We start from the raw sequence: 24,176 nt of genomic DNA on the forward strand, positions 1-24,176 counted from the left end.
CATCACTTGAAAAACCTGCTTAACGACAGGTTTTTCTTTTTTAAGCCATAAGCCCTGCTTTTTTCCGGTACGATCGCGGACTCTGCCCGTTCTGCTTGCGGAAAAATTTATTGAAATGACTTTCGTCCGTAAACCCGAATTCGTCGGCTATTTCATTAATCCGCTTGTCGCTGTACTGCAAACGATGTTCTATGAGTTTTGTTCTGTACTGCGCAATATAATGCCGCATCGTCTGGCCCGTATGCTTTTTGAAATACCTGCCGAGATATGCGTTGGAGAGATTGAAATGCTCACTCAAGAAATCAGCTCTCAGCTTTTCCGGGTAAAAGATATTGGACTGTATAAACTGTAATATGTTGCGGGCTTTATCTTCGGTATGCGCGGCCATCTCCAGTCCCTGGAACTTGGCAATGTTTCTCGCCACAATAAGGATGAGTGTATTTACATATTGCCGTATGAGTTCCCGGTGCGAAATATCGAGGCCGGTATGCTCCCGGATAATGGCATCTACAAGCGGGCGAGCAATCTTTTTATCTTCCAGATTCCTCAGAATACATCCGGGGCGGTGATTGGCATTCTGAAGTATATATTCCAGCTTTTGTACGTTGCCTTCGGGTATTCCGCTATCCTTAATATAGATATTATTGAACCGTAAGAAGAAAAAAGTAGTGGTTGTCCTTATCTCAAAGGAGTGGCAATCTTCCGGGGTAATAAGGAACATGTGCCCTTCGTTATAATTGAAGCGACTGTTGTTGATACACTGCTCCCCGCTGCCCGAAACAATATATACCAATTCGAAAAAACTGTGACTGTGCCCCTCTGCGGGACATTCATCCATTGTTTTGTAAACAATAGAATAGGCCTCATATAGGTTTTCTCTGGTCATCCCCGCAAATATATTACCGATATAAGACAAAAATATACAATTTTATGGCTATATTAATGTATAATTTCATCCGGTGATACTATAAAAGTATATGTGAAATGCCTATAACCGATTTTTCGGTTGTCAACCGATCATTTAAAAACAAATAAATATTAACAGATGAAAGCTATAGCATTAAAAGCCCCGGGAGGAACGGATCAGTTGCTTTACACAGATGTTCCAAAACCGGAGGTACAAAAGGGTGAAGTACTCATAAAGGGCAAAGCCATAAGCATCAATCCCGTGGATGTAAAATCGCGTTCGGGAAAAGGAGTTTACGGCAGGATAAAAGACCAGGACCCGCTTATACTGGGATGGGATATTTCCGGGATCGTTGAAGAGAGTAAAAGTGCCTTGTTCCGAACCGGCGATGAGGTTTTCGGTATGGTTAATTTTCCGGGACATGGTAAGGCTTATGCGGAATATGTGGTTGCACCTGCGGACCAACTGGCACTAAAACCGGCAAACATTTCGCATGGAGAAGCGGCGGCAGCTACGCTGGTGGCCTTAACGGCCTGGCAGGCCCTCGTAACACATGCCAATATACAAAAAGGGCAAAACGTACTTATTCACGCTGCTTCGGGCGGCGTGGGGCATATGGCTGTTCAGATCGCCAAACATGCCGGGGCCATCGTAACAGGGACTTCATCTGCCAAAAACAGGGATTTCGTCCTGGGCCTCGGAGCAGACAGGCATATTGACTATCGGGGTTACGACTGGAAAAACCATCCCCGGGAATTTGATTTTGTACTGGATACCATCGGAGGGGATAATATCGATAAATCCCTGGAGGTTACCAAAGAGGGCGGAACGCTCATCAGCATTCCTTCCGGGCTTAACGAAGCTGTCACGGACAAGGCAAAATCCAAAGGTGTGAAAGGATATTTTATTTTGGTGGAATCTGACGGAAACGATATGAAAAGTATTGCCGACCTGCTGGAAAAAGGGGCTCTGAAACCACATATCCAGGAAACCCTTCCGTTTGACAGTATGGCTGAAGCCCATACGCAGATAGAGAGCGGAAGGACCGTGGGTAAGGTAGTACTCGCCATCTAGAGAACAGTTAGTCATATTTTACCCGTTGTACATCCGGACTATCGTCACCCAAAAGTGTACAAAGGGTAAATTATCTTTATTGCTCCATGGCATCCACGGAAAACAACGCTTTTAACTTTATGTGGTTTTCCATATCAATACATTCGCCGAAAAATTTAAAGTGTTGTACGTCGATGGGCCGTGTGCCGGAGAAAACAAGGTCGTTGCCCGGAGCGAAGTCCCCGGTGTTCATGTAATAATACACGTAGTAAATTCCGTTTTCATTAGACAGGAACACCGATTCGGCAAAGATCCTCTCTTCCCGGATACCCTCCAGTATTTCTTCGCGGTTTTCCGGCCGGTTGAGATATTTCATCCATTCGAAAAAACGGTCCAGTTTTCCTTCTTTCAACGGGAAACGCACGAGGCTTACTTCTGGTTCTTTTTCACTCATGGTCTTGGTAATTTTAGTTGTTCCGGGATTCGGTAAAAAGGGATTTTTATTGCAGGACAAAGGTCACAGTGCTGCTTTCCGGGCTTTGATGATCCAGTACTTCCGTTTGTGTTCGTTTCCGGCATTACTCCGTACCTCCTCTTCAAAAGCGCAGGAGGTAATGACAGTAAAGCCATGAGCGCGAAACAGCCGTTCTGCTTCCGCAATACCATATAGGGTAAAACGTTCGTCTACAAACGGAAGGGCTTCCATAGATATACGATCTACCCAGGCACAGTAAAAACTTCTGCCCGGCGCCAATACGCGGTATACCTCACACAATTGTATTTCCGGATGTTCCCAGAAATAAATGGTATTTACGGTAAAAGCGATGTCAAAAAAAGCATTATCGTATGGTAAGCGTATGCCGTCGGTTTGCCGGAAGAAGGCCATTTCGTCGCGCACATGGCTTATATTGTTTGTATGGGCCCGGTCTACCATCAGGTCCGAAGTATCCACACCGTAATATGTTACCATAGGCTCTTTTTTATAGAGGGTTCCCAGGTGTTTGCCGTTACCGAAACCTATTTCGAGGATACGGTCGCAAGGCAGAATCTCCATGGAATCTATCGTTTTGCGGATCATATTACCGTTGGTGCGGAACATCCGGTCTCCTGCCGCTATCCCCGCTTCGCCACTGGGACAATGTAACTGGGCCGCCAGTTCCTTTAAATCATTTCTTTCTGACATAATAATTTAGATTTATTCTAAATAACTATCTTTGTACAAAGATGATATATTTCCCGGCATTCCATTTACAATTACGGGAGCATTTTTTATAAAAAAGGGAGCATATGAAATTCAGTCTTCGAACATCGGACTTACGGGAACTTATTTATGAAATAAACCTGCCGCCGGACTATCGTGTACCTTCGGGGATCGACGAAAGGGAATTCAGTTTTGACATGGCTTTCGGAAAGGGGCATTACAAGGAATTGTGGTTTGAAGGTATACATATTACCTACGGGGTTTCAGATGTATACCAAAACCTGAAATTCAAAGCTGATTGTGACAGTTCGGTCATTGAAATGCACTTCTCCATTTCCGGATACACAAGTGCCGGGAGCAAGGGCAATCCCTGTGTCTTTACTACCTTCAGGTCCGGGGAGCAGAACCTTTTTTACACACCTTATTTTGATGGTTATTTTTATCACTCGCCGCAAAACCTCCCCGGCAGGATGCTGGAAATACACCTTTCCGAAAAGTTCTTCAAACGGGTGGCCCGGGGACATTCGGAGTTACTAGATCATTTTGTCACAAGTATTGAAAAGCGAAAAACTGTTTTTCTGGACCATCATAACCGTAAGATCACCCCTGAAATGCAGATCGTACTTAACCAGATTATTAACTGTAACAAACAAGGGATGCTGAAACGGTTCTATATCGAGGCCAAGGTACTGGAATTACTCATGTTGCAACTGGAATCCTACCATACAGAAACACCAGGTTTTGAGGCACTTCAACGGGAGGATATCGAAAAACTGCACTATGTTAAGGATCTGCTGGAAGGAAATTTCGAAGCCAGTTTCTCCCTGGCAACACTGGCCCGAAATTCGGGTATGAACGAGTTCAAGCTCAAAAAAGGGTTTAAATCCCTTTTTGGTACTACCGTATTCCGGTACCTGAGGGACATACGTCTCGGTGCGGCACGGGAACAGCTTTTAAGCGGTGAAAAAAGCATACAGGAAATTGCGGATTCTTGCGGGTACCAGACTCCGCAATACTTTACCACGGCCTTTAAAAAGAAATACGGTGTCCCACCCGGAAAATTAAAAACTTAACGGGGTCAGAGCAACCGGCTAATCTTCCCCGGGCGCCCCTTCCCTTCCGCTATCCGTAAAAAATCGTTTTTCCCGGTCCCGGTCAAATTTATCCCGGTTATAACTTCCGGAAGCATTCCGGGCAATGGTAAGGGTCTGCCATGTATCGTCAGCGGTCATTTTGGCTATATAGACAATCTGCCCTATGTGGTACGGTACGTGGGCAAGCTGCCTGTGTATGGCTTCTGTAACCGTATGCCCTTCATTGCGGATATAAACCGTTTTGTCCAGGTCATCCGGCGTTAAACTCCCGATAGCTTTCAGCAAGCATTGCCAGCCTTTCTCCCAGGCCTGCATTAATTCCGGCCTACCGGAAAAAGTATCCGTAAACTCCCCGTCCCGGTCCCGCCATTCTTTTTCTCCGTCCGTTGTCAAAAAATCCGTCCATCGCGATACCATATTCCCTGATAGATGTTTTACGATAACGGCAATAGTATTGGAGGATTCATTGGGCTGATAAAAAAGAGCCCGGTCCGGCACCTGCCGCATCGCTTTCTCTCCAAGAGATTTATAGTATTCAAAAAGTTTTCGTGAACTTTCTAAAAAATTATTTCCGGCCATATCTGATTATTTTTAAAAATGCGTTTTTTTATTTTCCAGGCGGCAAATGTTCATTTACACCTCACCCGGAAACAAAGGGTGTTAATACTGCCTGCCTTACCGGTACATACGGTATCCGTTTTGCCTTATATAAAGATAAGAACTGTCAGGCGTAATTCCCAACGCCTAATGCCGGGGGAGTTTCATTTCGAACAGGGCCAGTTCGGTATTCCGGTAATGGTCTTGCAATTCTGTGGTTTCCGGTATTTTCCTGATACCTACCAAGCAGAAACCGGCTTTCTGATAATACGCTGTAAGGCCTTTGCTTTCCGACCAGGTATCGAGACGTATTGCGGTTACTTTCCGGCTCCTTGCTTCTTCCAGCATCCAGTCTTTTACCAGGCCAAACAAACCATTGCCGCGAAAACGGGAATGTACTGCCATACGGTGGAGGTAAACCGCTTTTTCTCCGGGCGAATCTTCCCATATCACCGGTTCGTTGTACACAATGGAAAAAACAGCAGCTAATCTGCGACCATACATTATCTTATAATGGCAGCCATTGTTTATTTCTTCCCGGACATATTCCGCCGTAAAATCGGGCCAGTGGACTTTTCCCCTGCTCTTCTGCAGGGCGATACCTTCCCGGTACAGTTCCAGAACCGCCGGAATATCCTTTATATTTGTTTTCAATATCCTGAATTTCCTTTTCCGCAAAGCGCGGTTCACCATGTAAACACTCCACAGGATCAACAGGGTGGCCAGCAGTATGTTTCCCGTTACCGTTTCTCCCAGAAAAGCCCAGCCCAGCAGAATGGCTACCAATGGGTTTACATAAGTATGAACGGTTACCTGTTCCAGCGGTAGGTGCTCCACAGCATATACATAGGCCATAAACCCGATGAGCGACCCGAAAACGATGAGATAGGCCATAGCCCATATCACTTCGGATGTGAGCGTTGGCTGTTGCGTCCGGCTCTCCGTAACCAGGCTGACAGCCAGAAGGAAGATCCCGCCGCTTAAAAGCTGTATGGCCGTATTAAAAAAGGGACCGGTTGCCGACCTGTTATTTTTACTGATAATGCTTCCGGAAGCCCAGAAAAGCGTACAGCAAAAAGCAACTGCAAGCCCAGAGGCATAGGACCTGTCCGTCATCTGCGACAGACTGTCCCTGAAAATGAGCAGAACACCGGCAAGCCCGGTAAAGATACCCGCTATGACAGCTTTATTCGGGACCTCCCTTTTACCGGAGGCCAGGTTATACACCACTACATATACGGGTACCAGGGCAAAAAGAATAGCTATCAGCCCGGTAGGAACATATTTTTCTACCCAGCCCAGAAGACCGTTGCCAAGCCCTATCATTAACAGGCCGGGGATTAACTGCGGACGGATATTCTTCCAGGTGAACGAATCCTTTCCCACGCGGAAAACAAGTAAAAAGACGGCAAGCAAAATCCCCGCAACGGTATGGCGTATTCCCATAAAGGCAAACGGGGGGAAATGATCTACTCCTATCTTAATGGCAAAGTAAGTGGTGCCCCATAAAACACATATCAATGTAAGGGCAATGTAGGCTCTGGTTTTCATAGCAGAAGTATTTGTATTTGATCTTCCCAAAATTATCTTCCTTTTTCATGAAAAAACAGATTCAGATTTCTAAATTTACCACATAACAGATTGGAGGTCGAAGATGAAAAACAATTCTTTTATATACCAGGACATTGCCGGTCAACTGGAACAACTCATCCTTTCCGGGGCATTGCGTATCGGTGACCGGCTTCCGTCCGTCCGCCGGCTAAGTACGGAAAAGAACGTAAGCATAAGCAGCATTTACAAGGCTTATATAGAACTGGAAAGCAAAGGATTGATCGAGGCCAAGCCAAAATCAGGCTATTATGTCAGGTTCAGCCCTCAGCAGGTACGAAAGATAACGCATATAAGGCAACAGGCCGCAAAGCGTCCCCAGCAGGTAAAATCCCTGCAGGAAGAAGTATACGCGCCATTGCATGACGATAATATCATAAAACTCTCGATCAACAAACCGGATACTGCCATATTACCGGTAAGCAAGCTCAAAAACTCCATGTTACACGCCATACGGCAAAACCCGGGCAAGCTGGTCAATTATAACGACCTGCAGGGACATACCGGGCTGCGGAGACAGATAGCAAGGGTCTCTTACTCGGCAGGACTATTATTGAACCCGGAAGATATCATTACCACCACGGGATGCCTGGAAGCTATTCACTATGCCCTCCTGGCCGTTACCGCACCGGGAGATGCCGTAGCAGTAGAAAGTCCTACCTATTTTGGTTTGCTGAAGGCTATAGAAACCTACGGCCGGATTCCCGTAGAAGTCTATACGGACCCCATATCAGGGATAGATATTCCCAGCCTGGAAAAGTGTATCGATAACCACGATATAAAGGCCTGCATTGTTATCAGTAGTTTTTCCAATCCTACGGGAGCACATCTTACGGAAGACAAAAGAAGAGGACTCGTATCGCTGGTCACCCGGAAAAACATTGTGCTGATCGAGGATGATATTTACGGGGAACTTTTCTTCGGCCAGCAGCGCTTAAAGGCCTGTAAGGCTTACGACTTGTTTGAAAATGTTATTTTATGCTCTTCTTTCTCCAAATCGGTGGCCCCGGGGTACCGTATCGGGTGGCTGGTAGCGGGAAGATATAAAAGCGAAATTTTCGAATATAAAATGAATCATTCGGTAACGACGGTTTCGGTAACCGAAACAGCCATGGCCCATTTCCTGGAAAACGGCAGGTACGATCTGCACATGCGACAACTCCGGAAAACTCTCCATGTACAATGCCTGCAATATTTACAGGCTATACACGAGTTCTTCCCGGATACCGTAAAAATCTCCGCTCCGGAAGGGGGTTTTGTCATATGGGTTGCCATGCCCGATGGATGTGACAGTGTAAAACTGTACAGGAAGCTCATCGGAAAAGGCATCAGTATCGCACCGGGACAGCTGTTCTCCCGGAAACTGGACCTTCAATCGTACTTCAGGATCAGTTTCGGCTCTCCCTTTACTCCGGACATACAACGGGCCATCGGGGAAATCGGTGCTGAACTCCGCAACATGATGTAAACCATTAACTGATTTCACCAGATTCCTGCAAATAATCGAAAAAATGGTACTATCCGTCCCAAATACAGCAAATACGTATACTTTCTATGCTACACATGTATTTAAAATTATTTATTTTCGCCGCTCATTGTTTAAATCAAAATTCAAATGAAAGAGTTATTAGAAAAAATTCAGTCCGAGATTGAGACATTTAACACTGAAGCTCAGGCGCAAGTTGAAAAAGGAAACAAAGCTGCCGGAACAAGGGCCCGTAAAGCCGCCCTGGAGATCAGCAAGCTTATGAAAGATTTCCGTAAAGTATCTTTGGAAGAATCTAAAAAGTAAATCTTTTTGAAAAGGGACTCCGAAAAATCCAAAAATGAGTTCATGTAAGTCCTTACTTTCAACAGATCAAAAAATGATTCCGGGCCTTGATAGAAGGTTCGGAATTTTTTTTCACACATCCCGATATGACGCCGGATAGAAGACAGATTTTAATTTCATCGGTTTCCGGAACTGTGAATTGCTTTTACTGAACAGACTGATCAGGTTATGAAATTTCCTGTCTTTCCGGGAGAACCACAAGAAGTGCTAAAGCATATCTTTTTTGCACTTTTTCACTTCAGGGAGTTCCTTCAGAGCGCACGCTCATACCAAAAATCCTCAAAGCCCGGACAACTGTCGGGAGGCTTTTAATAAAAGTTGGTTATATTTGTACTACATTAGTACTTACTAACAAGTTTAAGTTTCCACAAATGATTGATAAAAAAAATGAACCCGGCGATACCAGTTTACAGCCATTAGAGAAAATCTCCATGACCGACAGGGTGGAAAGCCGACTGGGCGAATACTTTAAAAGCCAGGGGCTGGTTCCGGGAGACCCTATACCTAAAGAACTTGAAATTGCGGAAGCACTTGGAGTGAGTCGCAATGTGGTCCGGGAGGCCCTAAGCAGGTTCAAGATGCTGGGGATGATCGAAACGAAAAAGAGACGTGGCATGGTTATGACCCAGCCCGACATTTTAAATTCACTCGAACGTGTGCTGGACCCTTATCTTCTTGACAGCCATGCCCGGAAAGAAATTTTTGAGCTGCGGCTGGTCCTGGAAATGGGACTGTCCCATCTTTTGTTTGCCCGGATAAGGAAAGAGCACATTGCAGAACTGGAAGAGATTGTACAAAGAGAGTTAAATGCAAAATCTGTCAAGGAACGCGTGCAGTGCGATATAGATTTTCATGCCACTTTATATAAAATAGCAGGTAATGATATCCTTCGGCGTTTTCAGAAATTATTACTCCCCGTATTTGATTATGAACTTTCTTATGAGCTGAAACTCAAGGACAAGGTGAGCCAGGGAAAAGTGACGCATCAGGGATTGCTCCGGATACTGCAAACAGGAACACCGCAGGAATTCGAATCTGCAATGTACGAACACCTGAAGCCCCATTTCGATACCATTTCGTAGTCCCATTGTTGCACCAAACAATCTGACTTTAACAATAAGCACTGCAAACCGGATTTTCATCCGGTTTTGTCTTAAAAGAAAGTAATTTCCTCTTATCACACAAAACATTATCCTACCTTCTACAACACCCTATTCTTTCGCAATAAGAATTCAGCAATAATTCACCACTTATATTAACTATTTTTTCGTGATTATATAGATATATTTTGTTTTACTCATTTTTTTTATTTTTATTTGTCCTACATAATTACATAACTACTTAATTTAAATTATGAAACCACTACTACACATGAAAATCTGGACGACCGTGGTGTTTGCCCTTTTCTCATTACCGGCGGCAGTTGCCCAAAACCAGCCGGTCTCCGTCAGCGGTAAAGTATCGGATGCGGAAACCGGTTCTCCCCTTCCCGGGGTTTCCGTTTTTGTCAAAGGCACAACTATTGGGATCTCCACTGATTTTGACGGTAATTTTTCTCTGGACGTCCCTTCGGAAGAGTCCGTATTGGTCCTGCAAATCCTCGGATATGTCTCCCGGGAACTGGTGGTCGGCGATCAGCGCAACTTCACCGTAAGCCTGCAAACGGATGTTGATATCCTGGATGAAGTAGTCCTTATCGGGTATGGGAAACAATCCAGATCAACCGTAACCAATTCGCTATCCCAGGTAGACGAGAAAGAATTCCGGAAAGCACCAGGGGCAAACCCTCTCATGCAGTTACAGGGCAAAGTAGCCGGATTGTCCCTCCAGATACAGGACGGGCAGCCCGGATCTAATCCGGAGATACTTATAAGAGGCGGGTCCTCAACTTCTCCGGAAAGTGACTCTCCCTTGTTTATCGTAGACGGTATTATCGGGGGCATGCGTAATATCAGTGACCTGAACCCGGACGATATCGAATCCGTACAGGTACTTAAGGATGCCGCTTCGACCGCTATCTATGGTGCAAGAGCGGCAAACGGTATTATTATCATCCAAACAAAGTCCGGTAATGCAGGAAAAACGAAAATCAACCTGCGCCTTACCAGTGGTTTGGATGCCCAGCAGAAAAAACTTCCCCTGCTGAATGCCCGGGACTATATATATCTGTCCCGGAAGAATACGGATTTGTTTAACACTACCAATCCGGAATTCTTCTTAACCGGGGGACGGTACGGTATGTCTACCGGTAATCCGAGAGATTCCAAGAACACCCTCGAATTCCTGGATGTATATCTTGAACAGTACGGGCAGGAATATGTGGCCGACCTTATTAACAATCAAGGTTGGAGTACCATGGAAGATCCGGTGACCGGGAAAAAACTGATATTCCAGGACAATGATTACCAGGATGCCACATTTCAGACCGGATACAGAAAAGAAATAGATTTCGATATCAGCGGAGGAAACGAGGATATCACTTATTATTTCGGGTTAGGATACCTGGACCAGGAAGGTATCGTACGGGGAACATCATATAAAAATTACAATTTTCTTTACAATGGTACCTTCCGGTTAAGCGATTCCTGGAGCCTGAACGCCAAGGCCAGTTTTCAAATGAGGGATGCCAATGCTCCGAACAATTACGAATGGGTGCTGGGCAGAAGCATACTGATGCCCCCTACATACAGGCAATATTACGAAAACGGGCTGCCGGCACCCGGTGAAGGGATTTCTTCATTCCGCAACAGGCTGCATGAAATCTATTACAAAACAAAATACAATGACGTCAATGTTTACAGGACGACTTTTCAGTTCGGAGGCGTCTGGCAAATCAGTCCCGGGCTGCAATTTGCCCCTACTGCATATTATTTCAGTACCGAGGGTATTGAGAACTATTTTGAAGCTTATAATGAAACCGTGACCAACAGGCCTGCTTCGGCCAGGCATAACCTCGACCGGCATTTACAATTTGATGCTTTACTTACCTATGACAAGGAATTCAAAGGATCGCATTTTCTCAATACCGTGCTGGGAACCAGTTACAACCATGATTACAGTTACCGGATGAGCGGAAGCGGAAGGGAAGCCTTAACCGATCTGATCCCTACCCTGAACGCTACATCCAAAGAAACCCAAAGGGTCTCCACGACCAAGTCATATGATGCCATCCTCAGTTTTTTCGGAAGGGCCAATTATCATTACAACCATCGTTACATGCTATCTTTCAGCGCACGGTTCGACGGGTCATCCCGATTTGCGAAAAACAATAAATGGGGATTTTTTCCGGGAGTTTCCGCAGGATGGAATATCCATAATGAAAAATTCTTCAACCCTCTCAAACCTGTCGTATCCAATTTAAAGCTCCGGGGAAGCTGGGGGAAAACCGGGAACAATAACCTGAGTATTTTCGATTCCAGGGGAAAGTATTCTACGGGTTATATGTATAATGGTAACGTAGGAATATTGAATACTACACTCATCAATGACAACCTGATCTGGGAAGAAACCGCTTCTTTTGATATAGGACTGGATATCGGCCTGTTCGATAACCGGGTAAACATTGTAACGGACTATTATGACAAACTCACCTCGGAAAGATTGTTTGACCAGCCGCTATGGGCATCTACCGGGTTCGGTTCAATTAAAAGCAACTTCGGGACCATCAGGAACAGGGGCTTTGAGGTGGAAGTAAATACTACCCCTGTTCAAAATGACAATTTTTCCTGGAACCTGAGCATGACCTTTGCTTATAACCGCGGGACTGTCGAAGAATTACCTGAAAATAGCGAAGACCTGAACCGGATAGGCGGAAATTTTATCTATAACCCGTCCACCGGAGAGGAGGTTAAAGTCGGAGGCCTGGCCGAGGGAGAACGTTTCGGGGGCCGCTGGGCCTTTCACTACCAAGGCGTTTATCAGACCGACGAGGAAGCCAGTTCGGCTCCGAGGGACCTGAATGCTTCCGGCCGGACAAAAATGGCGGGAGATGCTATTTTCGAGGATCGGAATGATGATGGTATTCTGGACAACCGGGATATGGTATTCATGGGGTATATCCGGCCCGACAAAACAGGAGGTATTGTCAACCAGTTTAATTACAAAGGGTTCAATCTGCGCTTGGTTATGGACTGGGCTATCGGGCATGTCATAGATAATGGCTTTAAGGCCAGGGTTATGGGAAGTGCCCGAAACAACAACAACGCATACAAAGAAGCTCTTACGGAAAGCTGGCAGTACGAAGGACATGACGCCAAATACCCCAAATATTCCGTTCAAAGCGATTATGACTATAACTTCAGAAACCACAACAGGTGGGACTACCAGATAGGGAACAGCAGCGGGGGAAGTAATACCAGTTTGTACTACAGCAAAGGTGACTTTCTGGCTTTCCGGGAAATTTCATTGAGCTACCAGTTTCCAAAGGACATCATGAATAAGCTCAGTTTATCGGGACTGGAACTCTTTATAGGTCTCTATAACCTCGGCTACCTTACCAGCTATGACGGATTAATGCCCGAAATATACTCCGGAAGGGATTACGGAACATATCCCAGACCCCGGCAGGTGAATGTAGGCGCTAAAATTTCTTTCTAACCTTAAAAGCTTTCTATTCATGAAAAAAATAAAATATATATTATTGGCTATGTCTGCTTTGACCCTCGGAAGTTGCCAGTTGACCGAGGTTGACACCATATCCGATATTACCAACGATCAATACTGGAACTCACAAGGAGATGTAGAAAGTTATCTCTTCGGTATCTACAACAAGTTTCGCAGCGTACAGAATACTACCTATTACTCAGAAGACCGGGGCGACACTTTTATACCCGGGCTGGAGGCAGGTTTATCTACCGCATGGAACCAGAACCTCACTCCCCAGAATGCCCCCAACTGGCTGGATTTTTACAATCTCATCCATCATTGCAACCTACTTCTCAAGTATTCGGCTGATATAGAATTTCAAAAGCAGGATGATAAAAACCAGATTTTGGCAGAAACGCATTTTATCAGGGCTTTTACTTATTTCACCCTGCTAAAATCCTGGGGAGATGTCCCCCTAGAACTCGAACCTACCGAGAGTGACTCCAAACCGCAACTTCCCAGAGCATCTAAAAATGAGGTAATGGCGCAGATACTTCTGGATATCGACCTGGCCCTGGAACGCTTTCCCGGTAATGGACTTATCAGCAAAACCAGGGCCTCCAAAGCCGCTACGCATGCACTGAGGGCAGATGCACTGCTCTGGAAAGCTAAAGTGCTGGGCGGGAACAATACCGACCTGGAAGAGGCCATATCCAGTGCCGATGCCGCAAGTGCCGGCCTGAGCCTGGAACCCGACTTTTCTAAAATTTACGATACGGAAAACCGGAATGGTAAAGAAGTCATCTTCACACTGCATTTCGAATTTGATGAAAAAGATGATCATTACAGCGATAACCTTAAACCCAGGGATATTTTTGTCCGCGATGCCGTAAATTTCGATGATATCCCCTATGCAAGAAGCGGGGCGAGGAGCGGTTATGCTCCCTCTCCGAAAATTGAATCCGCCTTTGCTGAAAATCCAGATGATATACGTGCCGATGCTTCTATAATCAAGGCCATAGCGGCAGACAACTCTGTAATAGGGGTCTTCGACAACAAGATGAGGGGAACCATCGTTGCCGAAAACCGCCAGTACGATTCCGATATTATCGTATACAGACTAGCGGAGATGATTTTGTTCAGGGCCGAAGCATTGGCCGCACTGAACAGAACGGGCGAAGCAATTGACGAACTGAACAAAATACGCAACCGGGCACAGATCGGAAACTATAACGGGAGTACGGGTAAAAATGCCGTAGAGCACGAAATTCTCAAAGAACGGTTCAGGGAACTCTATCTCGAACTTAAAAGATGGCCCGATCTTCTTCGGTTTCACCACGCCGGAACCATTGATGTTTATAATGAAGTGCCCAACTTGTCGGGAACCAGTGTCCCGCTCTACTTCCCGATACCGGTCGTTCAGATCGACCGCAATCCCAATTTAAAACAAACCGAAGGTTATGAATAAGCCAAAAACACCGAAAACAATGAAAACCAGACAGCTCATATCTTTATTCTACTGTTATCTGGCAATCCTGTGTTCCCTCTCTGCCTGCGGGCAGGACAGCGCGGACCCGGAAACAGATGATCCGATAGACCAGACGGACGATGACCCTGTTACTCCTCCCGGAGGAGAAGAAGACGGAAAGACCCTTGTCTACGAAGAAGGCACCGATGGTTACCAGGTATTCCGCATCCCGGCTATCGTAAAAACCACAGCAGGCACATTGCTTGCTTTTGCGGAGGCCAGAAAATTGAAAAGTAACGGGGATTCCGGCGACATCGATCTCGTCGTGAAATCTTCATCCGACAATGGAAAAACCTGGAGTGACATGCAAATGATATGGGACGACGGGCTCAATACCTGTGGTAATCCTGTCCCTATCGTTGATACGGAAACAGGCAGAATACATCTCTTAATGACATGGAACCACGGTGATGACGATTGGGGCGAACTCACTTCGGCTACCGGAAAAGATACCCGGAGAGTATACTACAGCTGGTCCGACAACGATGGTCAAAACTGGACTTCACCGGAAGAGATCACATCATCGGTTAAAGATGATACCTGGGACTGGTACGGTACAGGACCAGTTCATGGTATTCAGCTTCAGAAAGGAGAATACAAGGGCAGATTGATTTCTCCGAATTATTTTACCGTGCGCAGAAACGGAAAAGCGGAGAGTTATTCCCATGTGATTTATTCCGATGACCACGGTGTCACGTGGAAATCCGGCAATCCCGCTCCGAAGGCACAATCCGGTGAATGTACTGTCGCCGAAATGGAGAACGGGGAACTCATGCTGAATATCAGGACAAGTGCCGCAAATGCCAGAAGAATTAGCACAAGTGACGATGGCGGACAGACATGGACCGATCCGCAGACCGTATATGCCCTGACCGACCCGCATTGCCAGGGAAGTATGGTTACATCGGACACTACCCCCTACAGGCTGTTTTTTGCTAATGCGGCAAGCACGGAAAGAGTGAACATGACACTGAAAATGAGTGAAGATAACGGAGCGTCATGGCCAAAACAAAAGATCATCCATCCCGGTCCCTCTGCTTATTCCGATCTGGTAATCATATCTGAATCCGAAATAGGGATCCTGTACGAAGGAGGTGAAGGAAGGCCCTATGAAAGTATCGTCTTTGAAACTGTTCCCCTAACCGAACTCAAATAAAGAAGAACATGAAAACACCACCAGCCTTATGGTTATTACTCACAGGCATCTGCATGTTTACGGCATGTAATGATGATGATCAAATGCCCCTGCAGGCCGCTTTCGAAACAACTGGCACAACAATAGCGGCCGGAGACAGTATAGTTTTCACCGACAAATCTTCCGGCGGACCGGCAATGTGGAACTGGACTTTTGAAGGAGGGATACCTTCCGAATCCGTATTGTCAGGTCCGACAATAGTCTATGACCGGCCGGGCACATATACTGTGTCGCTAAAAATCGCTAACAGTAAGGACAGCAACACAACAGAAAAGGAGAATTTCATTACCGTAACCTATGGTAGCCTTGTACCCGATTTTGATGCGGACAAAACAACCATACTCGCATCGCAACAAGTGAAATTCACCGATAAATCGGGGGGAATTGCCGAAACCTGGAAATGGGAATTTAAGAATGAGAATGGCACTACAGTGACTGCAACCGAGCAGCATCCGGTAGTAACATTTATGGAAATGGGAATATACAATGCAAAACTGGTTGTTTCCAATCCGGAGACCTCTGAAGTCCTTATAAAAGAAGACTATATTACGGTTCTGGACCCCAATAGTATTGAGGCAGATTTTACGGCGGACAGTTATGGTACATATTCCGGTGGCCAGGTTGCCTTTGAGGACCGCTCTGCAGGTTTGGCCACTTCATGGTCATGGACTTTTGAAGGAGGTACTCCATCCGTATCTTCGGAACAAAACCCCACAATTACCTACGCTGTACCTGGGAAATATAGAGTTACCCTGACGGCATCCAACGAAAAAAATACGTCAACCCTGGAAAAGGAAGAATATATAATTGTTATTCCAGGAGAAAACCTCGCTGCCTACTATCCTTATGACGGTAATCCCTCCGATGCCGGGCCAAATCATTTAGTTGTGGAAAATACCGGTGGTGTAACTTTTGACGGAGCCGACAGAAAATCCGGGAATGCAGCTGTGTTCGGTGGTTCGGGTGCACTTATTATCCCGGACCATCCGGCATTAAACTTCGGGACATCCGATTTTTCCGTTGCCGTCTGGATCAAAACAACAGATAATTCAAAAATGATGGTATGGCAGGAAAGCGGGGCTAACGGCTCCAGGGACAATCAGACCTGGTTACGCATAGGAGATAATCTGACCGACAGGCTCGCTCGTTTTGCCGTCGAAGATTCCGGGGGAGGTTCCATTCAGAATGCAGGATTAAACGAGATCCCCGGAGGGCTCGCAGATGGCGGGTGGCACCATGTAGTTTGTGTCCGAAAAGGACTTTCTTCCAGCATTTATGTGGACGGTATGCTTGCCGTACAAGGAAATGCCCCTGTTGTCAAGGAAGTATCCAATGAACAAAACTTCAAAATAGGTGCACAAGAAGGAGGTATAGGGGAATATAAAACATTCTTCAAAGGAATGCTTGATGAACTGATAATATACAACAAGGCCCTTACCGATGAAGAAATAACATTTTTATCTCAATTATAACACAAAATCAATAGCCAATGATCGCCAGAATAAGACCTGTTTAAAACGGATCGCGGAAGCCTTTCTGAAAAATGAAGAAAGTCAATACAAATCAATTGTTTTCACAGTGCATTAAGTTTAGTTAACGGATTTTCGGAACGGGGCGGTCCCCGTTCTGATTTTCCAGCACATATCAACTAAAAAAACAGACATAAGCCAATACAATTTCATGAAATATAAAAAGACAAATTTCAATGGGTTAATAGCCGCCGGTTTTAGCCCGTTTCACAAAAACGGTTCCGTTAACACCAAGGTTATATCCCCTTTCGTCAATTACCTGATCGAGAACGGGATCAGGGGATTTTACCTGATGGGAAGTACCGGGGAAGGATTATTGTTGAAAGTATCCGACAGGATTAAGATTACCGAGACCTATATAGAGGCCATAGACGGAAGGGTCCCGGTAATTGTCAATGTAAGCCATAACAGCTATGCCATCAGCAACGAACTGACAAAACACGCCGTAGAGGCCGGGGCCGACGGAGTATCGGCCACCCTGCAGTCTTATTATCCTATTACCAGCCTGGACCAGCTGATCTGCGGTATCGAAAAAATAGCCGGTTGTCAGGATAGCATCCCCTTTATGTATTATCATATCCCCGGAAAGACCGGGCTACACTTTAAAATGCATCTCTTACTGGACAAACTGGGTGACCGTCTGCCTCAGCTGGGCGGAATAAAATTCACCTCACCCGCCCTCAATGACTTTATGTTGTGTAGCCGGTTGTACGGGGACAGGTACCAGATGCTCTTCGGGGTAGATGAGCTATTTCTGCCGGCTTTAGCCATGGGAGCAGATACTTTTATCGGCAGTACGTACAATTTCATGCCTTCGATCTACCAGACAATCATCAGAGACTACCAGAATGGAAATCGACAGGATGCTAATAAAAATTATTTTAGAATAACACAGATTATAGATACCTTTCTGCAATATGACGGCCTGGCCGCCCAAAAAGCCATCATGAAAATGATAGGGCATGATTTCGGAGAAACGAAATCGCCCGTTCTGCCCCTTTCTTCAAAAAATTATGACCAATTATATTCCGAACTTGACCAACTGGGCTTTTTCAACGAATTGAAAACCAACCCCGATAAACAATAATCTATGTTTTTTATTAAGCGATTATTTTTATACGTTTTTTTACTGATGCTGACTTTTTCCCTTTCTCTCGGCGCCCAGCAAAAAAATAGTGATCAGGTTGTGGTGAACTTCCTTCCGGAATTACCAGGTATAGCCAAACCGCAACCCGGGTATGCGGGCATGATGGGTGGTACACACAACAATGTTATTATTGCTGCGGGAGGAGCTAATTTTCCGGATGCACCACCGTGGAAAGGCGGAGAAAAAGTTTGGAGCAAGGATATTTATGTTTTTAAAGATAGTACCTGGAGGTTATCCCCGATACGCTTACCTTCTCCTTTAGCTTATGGGGCATCCGTAAACATACCCAACGGCATCCTTTGTATCGGGGGAAACCACAAAAACGGAATTAGCGACCAGGTCTTTTTATTACAATACGATAATGGTATTAAAATAAAATCCTGTCCTCCCCTTCCCCGACCCTTATGTTATTTGTCCGCAGTACTCGCCGGAGAGTATGTTTATGCCATAGGTGGCAAAGACAACGATCGTGCTTATAATACGGTATACCGATGGAAATACAACACAAACCAGGCCTGGGAACAGATGGACAATTTTCCGGGTTCTCCCAGAAGTCTGCATTGCAGCGTCGTACAGGAAACACAAAACGGCAAACAGATACTGGTGATCGGCGGACGGAATGTTGTTCGCGGAAAACCGACACAATTGTTACAAACTTACCTGAGTTATGATCCGGACAACAATGTATGGAGCCCGGAAAAAAATATATGTGTCAATGGCACATCAAGGACTATTATGGGGGGAACGGCCATGCCCGCAGGAAATATGCACATCTTAATGCTCGGAGGTTCGGACGGAAAATATTTCGCTCTGTTGGAACAACTGGATAAGAGTATTCAGGAACTTCCTCCCTCCTCTCCGAAAAGACAAAAAAACATCCGGCACCGGGACAGTATTCTGGAAAACCACCCCGGTTTCGGCGATCAGATAGTAGCGCTGAATACGATTACGGGAAAATGGTCTGTACGGGATACCCTGCCACAACCTTTGCCCGTAACAACGCTGGGGTTTTCTAAGGAAGACCATTTTTATATTGTCTCCGGGGAAGCATCTCCGGGAATCCGGACTCCGGAGGTAATACGATTGAGCCTCTCACGCAAACCGGTGTCATTCGGGCTGGCAAATTATATTATTATTGCGCTCTATCTTCTTGTTATGGCCGGTATAGGAATTTATTTTTCACGAAAACAACATTCCACCTCCGATTATTTCAAGGGAGGCGGACGCATCCCCTGGTGGGCAGCGGGGATCAGTGTATTCGGCACCTTGCTCAGTGCATTGACTTTCATGGCTATCCCTGCAAAAACCTTTCTGACGGACTGGTCGTATTTCCTGATCAATATCATGATGATCTGCATGGCTCCTTTCATCGCCAGATGGTTTATCCCCTATTTCAATAAACTCAACATCACCACAGCCTACGAATTCCTGGAGAACCGTTTCAATTATACGGCCAGGGCTATCGGCAGCCTGTCCTTTTTATTATTCCAGCTGGGGCGTATCGGGATTATTTTGCTGTTGCCCTCGCTCGCTATTTCCATTGTTACCGGAATTCCTGTAGAAACAAGTGTAATTATTATGGGGGTCATATGCATTTTTTATACTGCATATGGCGGAATAGAAGCCGTAATCTGGACGGATGTACTGCAGGTAGTTATTTTGCTGGGCGGTGCATTTTTATCCATCGCCTGGATATTTCTACATACGGACCTTGGCCCACAGGAAATGTTTTCCCTGGCGGAGAACAGGGAAAAACTCCGGTTAACTTCCTGGGACTTGAGCTTGAGCAAGCCAACGTTCTGGGTGGTGGTATTGGGAGGCTTGGGATCTGCACTAATTACACAAGGAACAGACCAGACTGTGGTTCAGCGTTACCTTACCAGTGCTACCGTAAAAGATGCCAAACGCACCTTGTATACCAATGCCGTTATGACCTTGCCCGCTACTGTTATCTTTTTCAGTATCGGGACACTGCTCTATGTTTTTTACTCCCTGAAACCCGAAAAATTACCTCTGGAACTGTCTAACGGCGATTCTATATTTCCCTGGTATATCGTCCATGAACTCCCTGCAGGGGTTTCAGGTTTGCTGATAGCCGCCGTTTTTTCGGCCGCCATGTCCAGTATCAGCAGTAGTTTAAATTCGACTGCAACCGTGTTGTGCAATGACTTTTACAAACGTTTTGCCCCGGGCACTGCCGATAGAAAGCTTTTAAAGATAGCCCGTGCGGGGACTGTTATCATCGGAACTTCAGGCCTTCTACTGGCCCTCTGGATGGCTAATGCCAATATAAAATCACTCTGGGACCAGTTCTTTAAATTCATCGGGTTCCTTACGGGCGGACTGGGTGGTATGTTCCTCCTGGGGATTTTGACCAGAAAAGCCAATGCTACCGGTACACTTGCCGGAGTATTACTCAGCGTCATCACTACCTGGTTTATAAGCCTGCATACCAATATCCACTTTCTGATGTTCTCCTTTATCGGAGTAGTTACCTGTTGTATATCCGGATATTTATTCAGTTTGGTATTGGGGAAATCCCCGGAAGGAAAACCGAAAATTTAATACGTAATCATATGGTATACAAAATATCTCTTGCTTTAACACTTCTGAGTATATGCCTGTTATCGTGCAATGATAAAAGAGGCAAAATTGATGATAAACCCAATGTTTTGTTTATTGCCATTGATGATATGAATGGCAATATCAATCTCCTGGATACTACCTATCACATCCGTACACCCAATCTGGAAAGGATAGCCGAACGGGGTATTCTTTTCACGAACGCTTTTTGTAATTCCCCGGCATGCAACCCTTCGAGAGCTTCCATATTAAGCGGGCTCTATCCTTCCTCTACGGGAATATACGGTAACCAGACCGACTGGAGGGCAGCCATTCCCCATGCTATTACCCTTCCCGAATATTTTAAACAAAACGGGTACCGGGTTATCGGGGCCGGAAAAATTTATCATCATCAAATGAACCATGCCTTCCATGATGATGACGCTTTTGATGAATTTTTAAAACTTCCTCCCTACCCGGACGAGCCTCCACCGGAAAAACTAAATGGGCTGCCGGTATGGATAGGCGGGGACAGAGATGGTACCCCCACGAGCATTCCCTTTGACTGGGGTGCTAGGGTCTATGATAAGGACCATCAACACCCGGATATACGGTCCGTGGACTGGTTAATTAAAAAACTGGACTCCGTTGAACCTCCTTTTTTTATGGGTGCGGGTATTTTCAGGCCACATATGCCCACCTATGTCCCGCAGGAATATTTTGATATGTATCCCATAGATAGCCTGGTCCTTCCCAAGCTTCGTAAAGATGATCTCGAAGACCTTCCGAAAGGGGCCCTGGAAATTCTGGAAAAAGGCAAACCTTTTATCTACAACACGATCAGAAGGGGAAGTCCCGACGGAAAAAACAAATACAAGGAAGCATTACAGGCTTACTACGCATCCTGTACTTTTGCCGATGCCCAGATAGGCAGATTGCTCAATGCCCTGAATAAGAGTAAACACGCAGAAAACACGATCGTTGTGATCTGGTCCGATCACGGGTATCATCTCGGGGAAAAACAACATTGGGAAAAATTTGTTCTATGGGATAAGGCCGCCCGTATTCCGATGATTATCGCCGGGCCGGGTATAAGAAAAGGTGGCCGGGTAAGCATTCCCGTGAGTCTAATTGATATCTACCCTACCCTTAATGAACTTTCGGGACTGCCTGAAAAGAATGACCTGGAAGGTAACAGTCTCGTAAAACTTATGAACGGAGAAAAAACGGACCATCCCCCTGTTCGTCTCACATACGGTTATAAAAACCATGCTGTAAGAAGTCAACAATGGAAATACATCCGGTATCACGACGGAACCGAAGAATTATATAACATTAAAGAGGACCCGCACGAGTGGGAAAACCTGGCGGAAATCTCTTCATACGATAGGATTAAGGACAGCCTCACACACTATCTGCCAACCCGTAATAAATTGCCCGTACCGGATATTGTTATACCATAATATAAACCCGGCAGGTAACTTTCAGTCATCAAACAAAAACATAGAAAATGAAATACAGACTCTTACATTTGTTACTTTTATACCTGGCCTTCTCCTCCTGTAAAGCAGTAAAAGAGGATATAAAGGTCCTGCAACACCGGTTTACGTACCCGATCCTGAAGTCCAAACCATACAATCACGTGCTATTGCTGGAAATTCAAGACCGGGATTCCCTGACACCGACCCATCTGTCCGGCATAAGCATAGACCTTTCCGGAGAAACAATCCCGGACGATATCGAAAGTATAACCGTATATGCCGTAGAAGGAAGAGATAAATTCATTACCCCGGACAGCCCGGTTTTCGCTACCTCCGGGAAAATCGCCTCGGTGGTGAACCTCAAAGGTAATATGTTGCTGAAAAAGGGCGAAAATTTCTTTTGGGTTTCTGTAAAACTGAAAAATAAAGCGGATATTTCCCATACAATGACCATAACATGCAACATGGTGAAAACAGACTCTGCAGAAATAAGACCGCAGCCTGTCCCTTCCGGGGAAACAAAAAAATTAAACCTGGGAGTAGCAGTAAGAAAGCACGGAGATAACGGGGTACACACATACCGTATTCCATCGCTCATAACAACTAATACCGGCACCTTAATTGCAGGGTATGATATGAGATATGAAAATTCAAGGGATCTGCAGGGAAATATCGATATAGGGATCAGCCGAAGTACGGACGGGGGAAATACCTGGGGAGATCACAGGGTGGTCCTTGATCGTGATACATGGGGAGGGCTCCCGGAAAAATTTAATGGTGTAAGTGATGCCTCCCTGCTGGTAGATAAAAATACAGGGCAAATTTTTGTGGCCGGGCTGTGGATGCACGGAGTACTTAACAAGAACGGGGCGTGGATAACCGGGCTTACGGAAACCAGCGATTCCTGGAATCATCAATGGAAGAATAAGGGATCTCAGCCCGGGTTCGGGGTAAAGGAAACTTCACAGTTCCTCCTCTCCTCCAGTACGGACGACGGGCTCACCTGGAAAGCCCCTGTAAACCTTACCCAGATGTGTAAAAAAGAAGATTGGTGGCTATGGGCACCCGCTCCCGGGAACGGTATTACTATGCACGATGGCACCCTGGTATTTCCCACCCAGGGGCGCGATGCCAACGGGCTTCCGTTCTCCAATATTACCTACAGTACAGATGGCGGTAAGCACTGGCAAACCAGCAATCCTGCAAACCATAATACTACGGAATGTGCTGTAGTTCAACTCAGCGACGGTACATTAATGCTTAATATGAGGGACAACAGAAACAGAAAAGAAAAGGGGAAAGCCAACGGGAGGGCCGTTGCCATAACACAAGATATGGGGACTACCTGGACCACGCACTCTTCTTCACATGGGGCACTGATCGAACCCGTATGTATGGGCTCCCTGTACAAACATGAATACATGGACAAAGGAGAAAAAAAATCAATTCTGTTCTTTTCCAATCCCAATTCCAGGGAGAAACGAAATAATATGACAATCAAAGCAAGCCTGGACAATGGTAAAACATGGCCGGAAAAGTACTGGATATTACTGGATGAAGGTTCGGGAAGAGGATATTCCTCCCTTGCTTCCGTGGATAAAAATACGATTGGCATCCTGTATGAAGGGAGCCAGGCGGATATGACCTTTCAAACCGTTGATATCACCTCTATTATGAACGATGTCAAATGACCGGATGACAAACCCTAAAATTCCCTGATGAAAATACGATAAAACCTGTATGCAGACCGAAAATGGCAAAGATGTTAAAAATGTAGTTATGGCATAAATCACCTTTTATAGTAAAAATCACACCTTCTAAGAAGGTGGCTTTGGCTAGCCCCCATAGGGGACCTCTAT

General features: G+C 45.6%; 18 protein-coding genes. 13 read left to right on the forward strand and 5 right to left on the reverse strand.

Translation table 11 applies throughout. The annotated features are described in order from the left end of the window. Nucleotides 1–40: 40 nt before the first annotated feature. A complete protein-coding gene (locus tag ED312_RS17510; protein ID WP_123217343.1) occupies nucleotides 41–886 on the reverse strand; it encodes an AraC family transcriptional regulator in 846 nt (281 codons plus the stop codon). A gap of 159 nt (nucleotides 887–1,045) precedes the next feature. On the opposite strand from ED312_RS17510, the gene ED312_RS17515 reads away from it, so the two are divergent. Beyond that, nucleotides 1,046–1,981: an NADP-dependent oxidoreductase gene (locus ED312_RS17515; protein WP_123217324.1), complete on the forward strand. Its 936-nt coding sequence runs from the start codon at nucleotides 1,046–1,048 to the stop codon at nucleotides 1,979–1,981. 76 nt (nucleotides 1,982–2,057) lie between these two features. Here ED312_RS17515 and ED312_RS17520 read toward each other — a convergent pair whose 3' ends face one another. Together ED312_RS17520 and ED312_RS17525 are read right to left on the reverse strand one after the other, a co-directional pair. Further along, nucleotides 2,058–2,414, reverse strand: coding sequence for a DUF6176 family protein (locus tag ED312_RS17520; protein ID WP_123217325.1), 357 nt, complete (start codon nucleotides 2,412–2,414; stop codon nucleotides 2,058–2,060). Nucleotides 2,415–2,477: 63 nt separating this feature from the next. Beyond that, nucleotides 2,478–3,143 carry a class I SAM-dependent methyltransferase gene (locus ED312_RS17525; protein WP_123217326.1) on the reverse strand — a complete coding sequence of 222 codons (666 nt, stop codon included), beginning with the start codon at nucleotides 3,141–3,143 and terminating at the stop codon, nucleotides 2,478–2,480. Between the two features lie 104 nt (nucleotides 3,144–3,247). On the opposite strand from ED312_RS17525, the gene ED312_RS17530 reads away from it, so the two are divergent. Then, nucleotides 3,248–4,234, forward strand: a complete 987-nt coding sequence (locus tag ED312_RS17530; protein WP_123217327.1) for an AraC family transcriptional regulator — start codon at nucleotides 3,248–3,250, stop codon at nucleotides 4,232–4,234. 18 nt (nucleotides 4,235–4,252) lie between these two features. Here ED312_RS17530 and ED312_RS17535 read toward each other — a convergent pair whose 3' ends face one another. Continuing rightward, nucleotides 4,253–4,834 (reverse strand): DUF1572 family protein, encoded by a 582-nt coding sequence (locus ED312_RS17535; protein WP_123217328.1) that lies wholly within the window; start codon nucleotides 4,832–4,834, stop codon nucleotides 4,253–4,255. 165 nt (nucleotides 4,835–4,999) lie between these two features. After that, entirely contained in the window at nucleotides 5,000–6,403 is a 1,404-nt protein-coding gene (locus tag ED312_RS17540) for a GNAT family N-acetyltransferase (RefSeq protein ID WP_123217329.1), read from the reverse strand. 103 nt (nucleotides 6,404–6,506) lie between these two features. On the opposite strand from ED312_RS17540, the gene ED312_RS17545 reads away from it, so the two are divergent. From ED312_RS17545 to ED312_RS17595, 11 genes are all read left to right on the forward strand, one after another. Then, nucleotides 6,507–7,928, forward strand: coding sequence for an aminotransferase-like domain-containing protein (locus tag ED312_RS17545; RefSeq protein WP_123217330.1), 1,422 nt, complete (start codon nucleotides 6,507–6,509; stop codon nucleotides 7,926–7,928). Between the two features lie 147 nt (nucleotides 7,929–8,075). Beyond that, on the forward strand, nucleotides 8,076–8,252 hold the full coding sequence (locus ED312_RS17550; protein WP_123217331.1) for a histone H1: 177 nt from the start codon (nucleotides 8,076–8,078) through the stop codon (nucleotides 8,250–8,252). A gap of 410 nt (nucleotides 8,253–8,662) precedes the next feature. Further along, complete coding sequence (locus tag ED312_RS17555) at nucleotides 8,663–9,373, forward strand: FadR/GntR family transcriptional regulator (RefSeq protein WP_123217332.1); 711 nt, start codon at nucleotides 8,663–8,665, stop codon at nucleotides 9,371–9,373. 271 nt (nucleotides 9,374–9,644) lie between these two features. Further along, a complete protein-coding gene (locus ED312_RS17560) occupies nucleotides 9,645–12,887 on the forward strand; it encodes a SusC/RagA family TonB-linked outer membrane protein (RefSeq protein ID WP_123217333.1) in 3,243 nt (1,080 codons plus the stop codon). Nucleotides 12,888–12,906: 19 nt separating this feature from the next. Next, complete coding sequence (locus tag ED312_RS17565) at nucleotides 12,907–14,343, forward strand: RagB/SusD family nutrient uptake outer membrane protein (protein ID WP_123217334.1); 1,437 nt, start codon at nucleotides 12,907–12,909, stop codon at nucleotides 14,341–14,343. Nucleotides 14,344–14,362: 19 nt separating this feature from the next. Continuing rightward, nucleotides 14,363–15,559 carry a sialidase family protein gene (locus ED312_RS17570; protein ID WP_170164551.1) on the forward strand — a complete coding sequence of 399 codons (1,197 nt, stop codon included), beginning with the start codon at nucleotides 14,363–14,365 and terminating at the stop codon, nucleotides 15,557–15,559. Nucleotides 15,560–15,567: 8 nt separating this feature from the next. Continuing rightward, nucleotides 15,568–17,070: a PKD domain-containing protein gene (locus tag ED312_RS17575; protein WP_123217336.1), complete on the forward strand. Its 1,503-nt coding sequence runs from the start codon at nucleotides 15,568–15,570 to the stop codon at nucleotides 17,068–17,070. Nucleotides 17,071–17,278: 208 nt separating this feature from the next. Continuing rightward, nucleotides 17,279–18,214, forward strand: a complete 936-nt coding sequence (locus ED312_RS17580) for a dihydrodipicolinate synthase family protein (RefSeq protein WP_123217337.1) — start codon at nucleotides 17,279–17,281, stop codon at nucleotides 18,212–18,214. Nucleotides 18,215–18,217: 3 nt separating this feature from the next. Then, nucleotides 18,218–20,839, forward strand: a complete 2,622-nt coding sequence (locus tag ED312_RS17585; RefSeq protein ID WP_123217338.1) for a sodium:solute symporter family transporter — start codon at nucleotides 18,218–18,220, stop codon at nucleotides 20,837–20,839. 11 nt (nucleotides 20,840–20,850) lie between these two features. Beyond that, nucleotides 20,851–22,299 (forward strand): sulfatase, encoded by a 1,449-nt coding sequence (locus ED312_RS17590; RefSeq protein WP_123217339.1) that lies wholly within the window; start codon nucleotides 20,851–20,853, stop codon nucleotides 22,297–22,299. Nucleotides 22,300–22,346: 47 nt separating this feature from the next. After that, a complete protein-coding gene (locus ED312_RS17595) occupies nucleotides 22,347–24,008 on the forward strand; it encodes a sialidase family protein (protein WP_123217340.1) in 1,662 nt (553 codons plus the stop codon). The last annotated feature ends 168 nt before the right edge of the window (nucleotides 24,009–24,176 follow it).

It is taken from the genome of Sinomicrobium pectinilyticum (assembly GCF_003725735.1).
GTDB classification, from domain to species: domain Bacteria; phylum Bacteroidota; class Bacteroidia; order Flavobacteriales; family Flavobacteriaceae; genus Sinomicrobium; species Sinomicrobium pectinilyticum.

What these genes read in the sequence shown, in the direction of transcription:
- ED312_RS17510 (WP_123217343.1), bottom strand. Translation starts at nt 886, where the DNA reads ATGACCAGAGAAAACCTATATGAGGCCTATTCTATTGTTTACAAAACA.
- ED312_RS17515 (WP_123217324.1), top strand. Translation starts at nt 1,046, where the DNA reads ATGAAAGCTATAGCATTAAAAGCCCCGGGAGGAACGGATCAGTTGCTT.
- ED312_RS17520 (WP_123217325.1), bottom strand. Translation starts at nt 2,414, where the DNA reads ATGAGTGAAAAAGAACCAGAAGTAAGCCTCGTGCGTTTCCCGTTGAAA.
- ED312_RS17525 (WP_123217326.1), bottom strand. Translation starts at nt 3,143, where the DNA reads ATGTCAGAAAGAAATGATTTAAAGGAACTGGCGGCCCAGTTACATTGT.
- ED312_RS17530 (WP_123217327.1), top strand. Translation starts at nt 3,248, where the DNA reads ATGAAATTCAGTCTTCGAACATCGGACTTACGGGAACTTATTTATGAA.
- ED312_RS17535 (WP_123217328.1), bottom strand. Translation starts at nt 4,834, where the DNA reads ATGGCCGGAAATAATTTTTTAGAAAGTTCACGAAAACTTTTTGAATAC.
- ED312_RS17540 (WP_123217329.1), bottom strand. Translation starts at nt 6,403, where the DNA reads ATGAAAACCAGAGCCTACATTGCCCTTACATTGATATGTGTTTTATGG.
- ED312_RS17545 (WP_123217330.1), top strand. Translation starts at nt 6,507, where the DNA reads ATGAAAAACAATTCTTTTATATACCAGGACATTGCCGGTCAACTGGAA.
- ED312_RS17550 (WP_123217331.1), top strand. Translation starts at nt 8,076, where the DNA reads ATGAAAGAGTTATTAGAAAAAATTCAGTCCGAGATTGAGACATTTAAC.
- ED312_RS17555 (WP_123217332.1), top strand. Translation starts at nt 8,663, where the DNA reads ATGATTGATAAAAAAAATGAACCCGGCGATACCAGTTTACAGCCATTA.
- ED312_RS17560 (WP_123217333.1), top strand. Translation starts at nt 9,645, where the DNA reads ATGAAACCACTACTACACATGAAAATCTGGACGACCGTGGTGTTTGCC.
- ED312_RS17565 (WP_123217334.1), top strand. Translation starts at nt 12,907, where the DNA reads ATGAAAAAAATAAAATATATATTATTGGCTATGTCTGCTTTGACCCTC.
- ED312_RS17570 (WP_170164551.1), top strand. Translation starts at nt 14,363, where the DNA reads ATGAAAACCAGACAGCTCATATCTTTATTCTACTGTTATCTGGCAATC.
- ED312_RS17575 (WP_123217336.1), top strand. Translation starts at nt 15,568, where the DNA reads ATGAAAACACCACCAGCCTTATGGTTATTACTCACAGGCATCTGCATG.
- ED312_RS17580 (WP_123217337.1), top strand. Translation starts at nt 17,279, where the DNA reads ATGAAATATAAAAAGACAAATTTCAATGGGTTAATAGCCGCCGGTTTT.
- ED312_RS17585 (WP_123217338.1), top strand. Translation starts at nt 18,218, where the DNA reads ATGTTTTTTATTAAGCGATTATTTTTATACGTTTTTTTACTGATGCTG.
- ED312_RS17590 (WP_123217339.1), top strand. Translation starts at nt 20,851, where the DNA reads ATGGTATACAAAATATCTCTTGCTTTAACACTTCTGAGTATATGCCTG.
- ED312_RS17595 (WP_123217340.1), top strand. Translation starts at nt 22,347, where the DNA reads ATGAAATACAGACTCTTACATTTGTTACTTTTATACCTGGCCTTCTCC.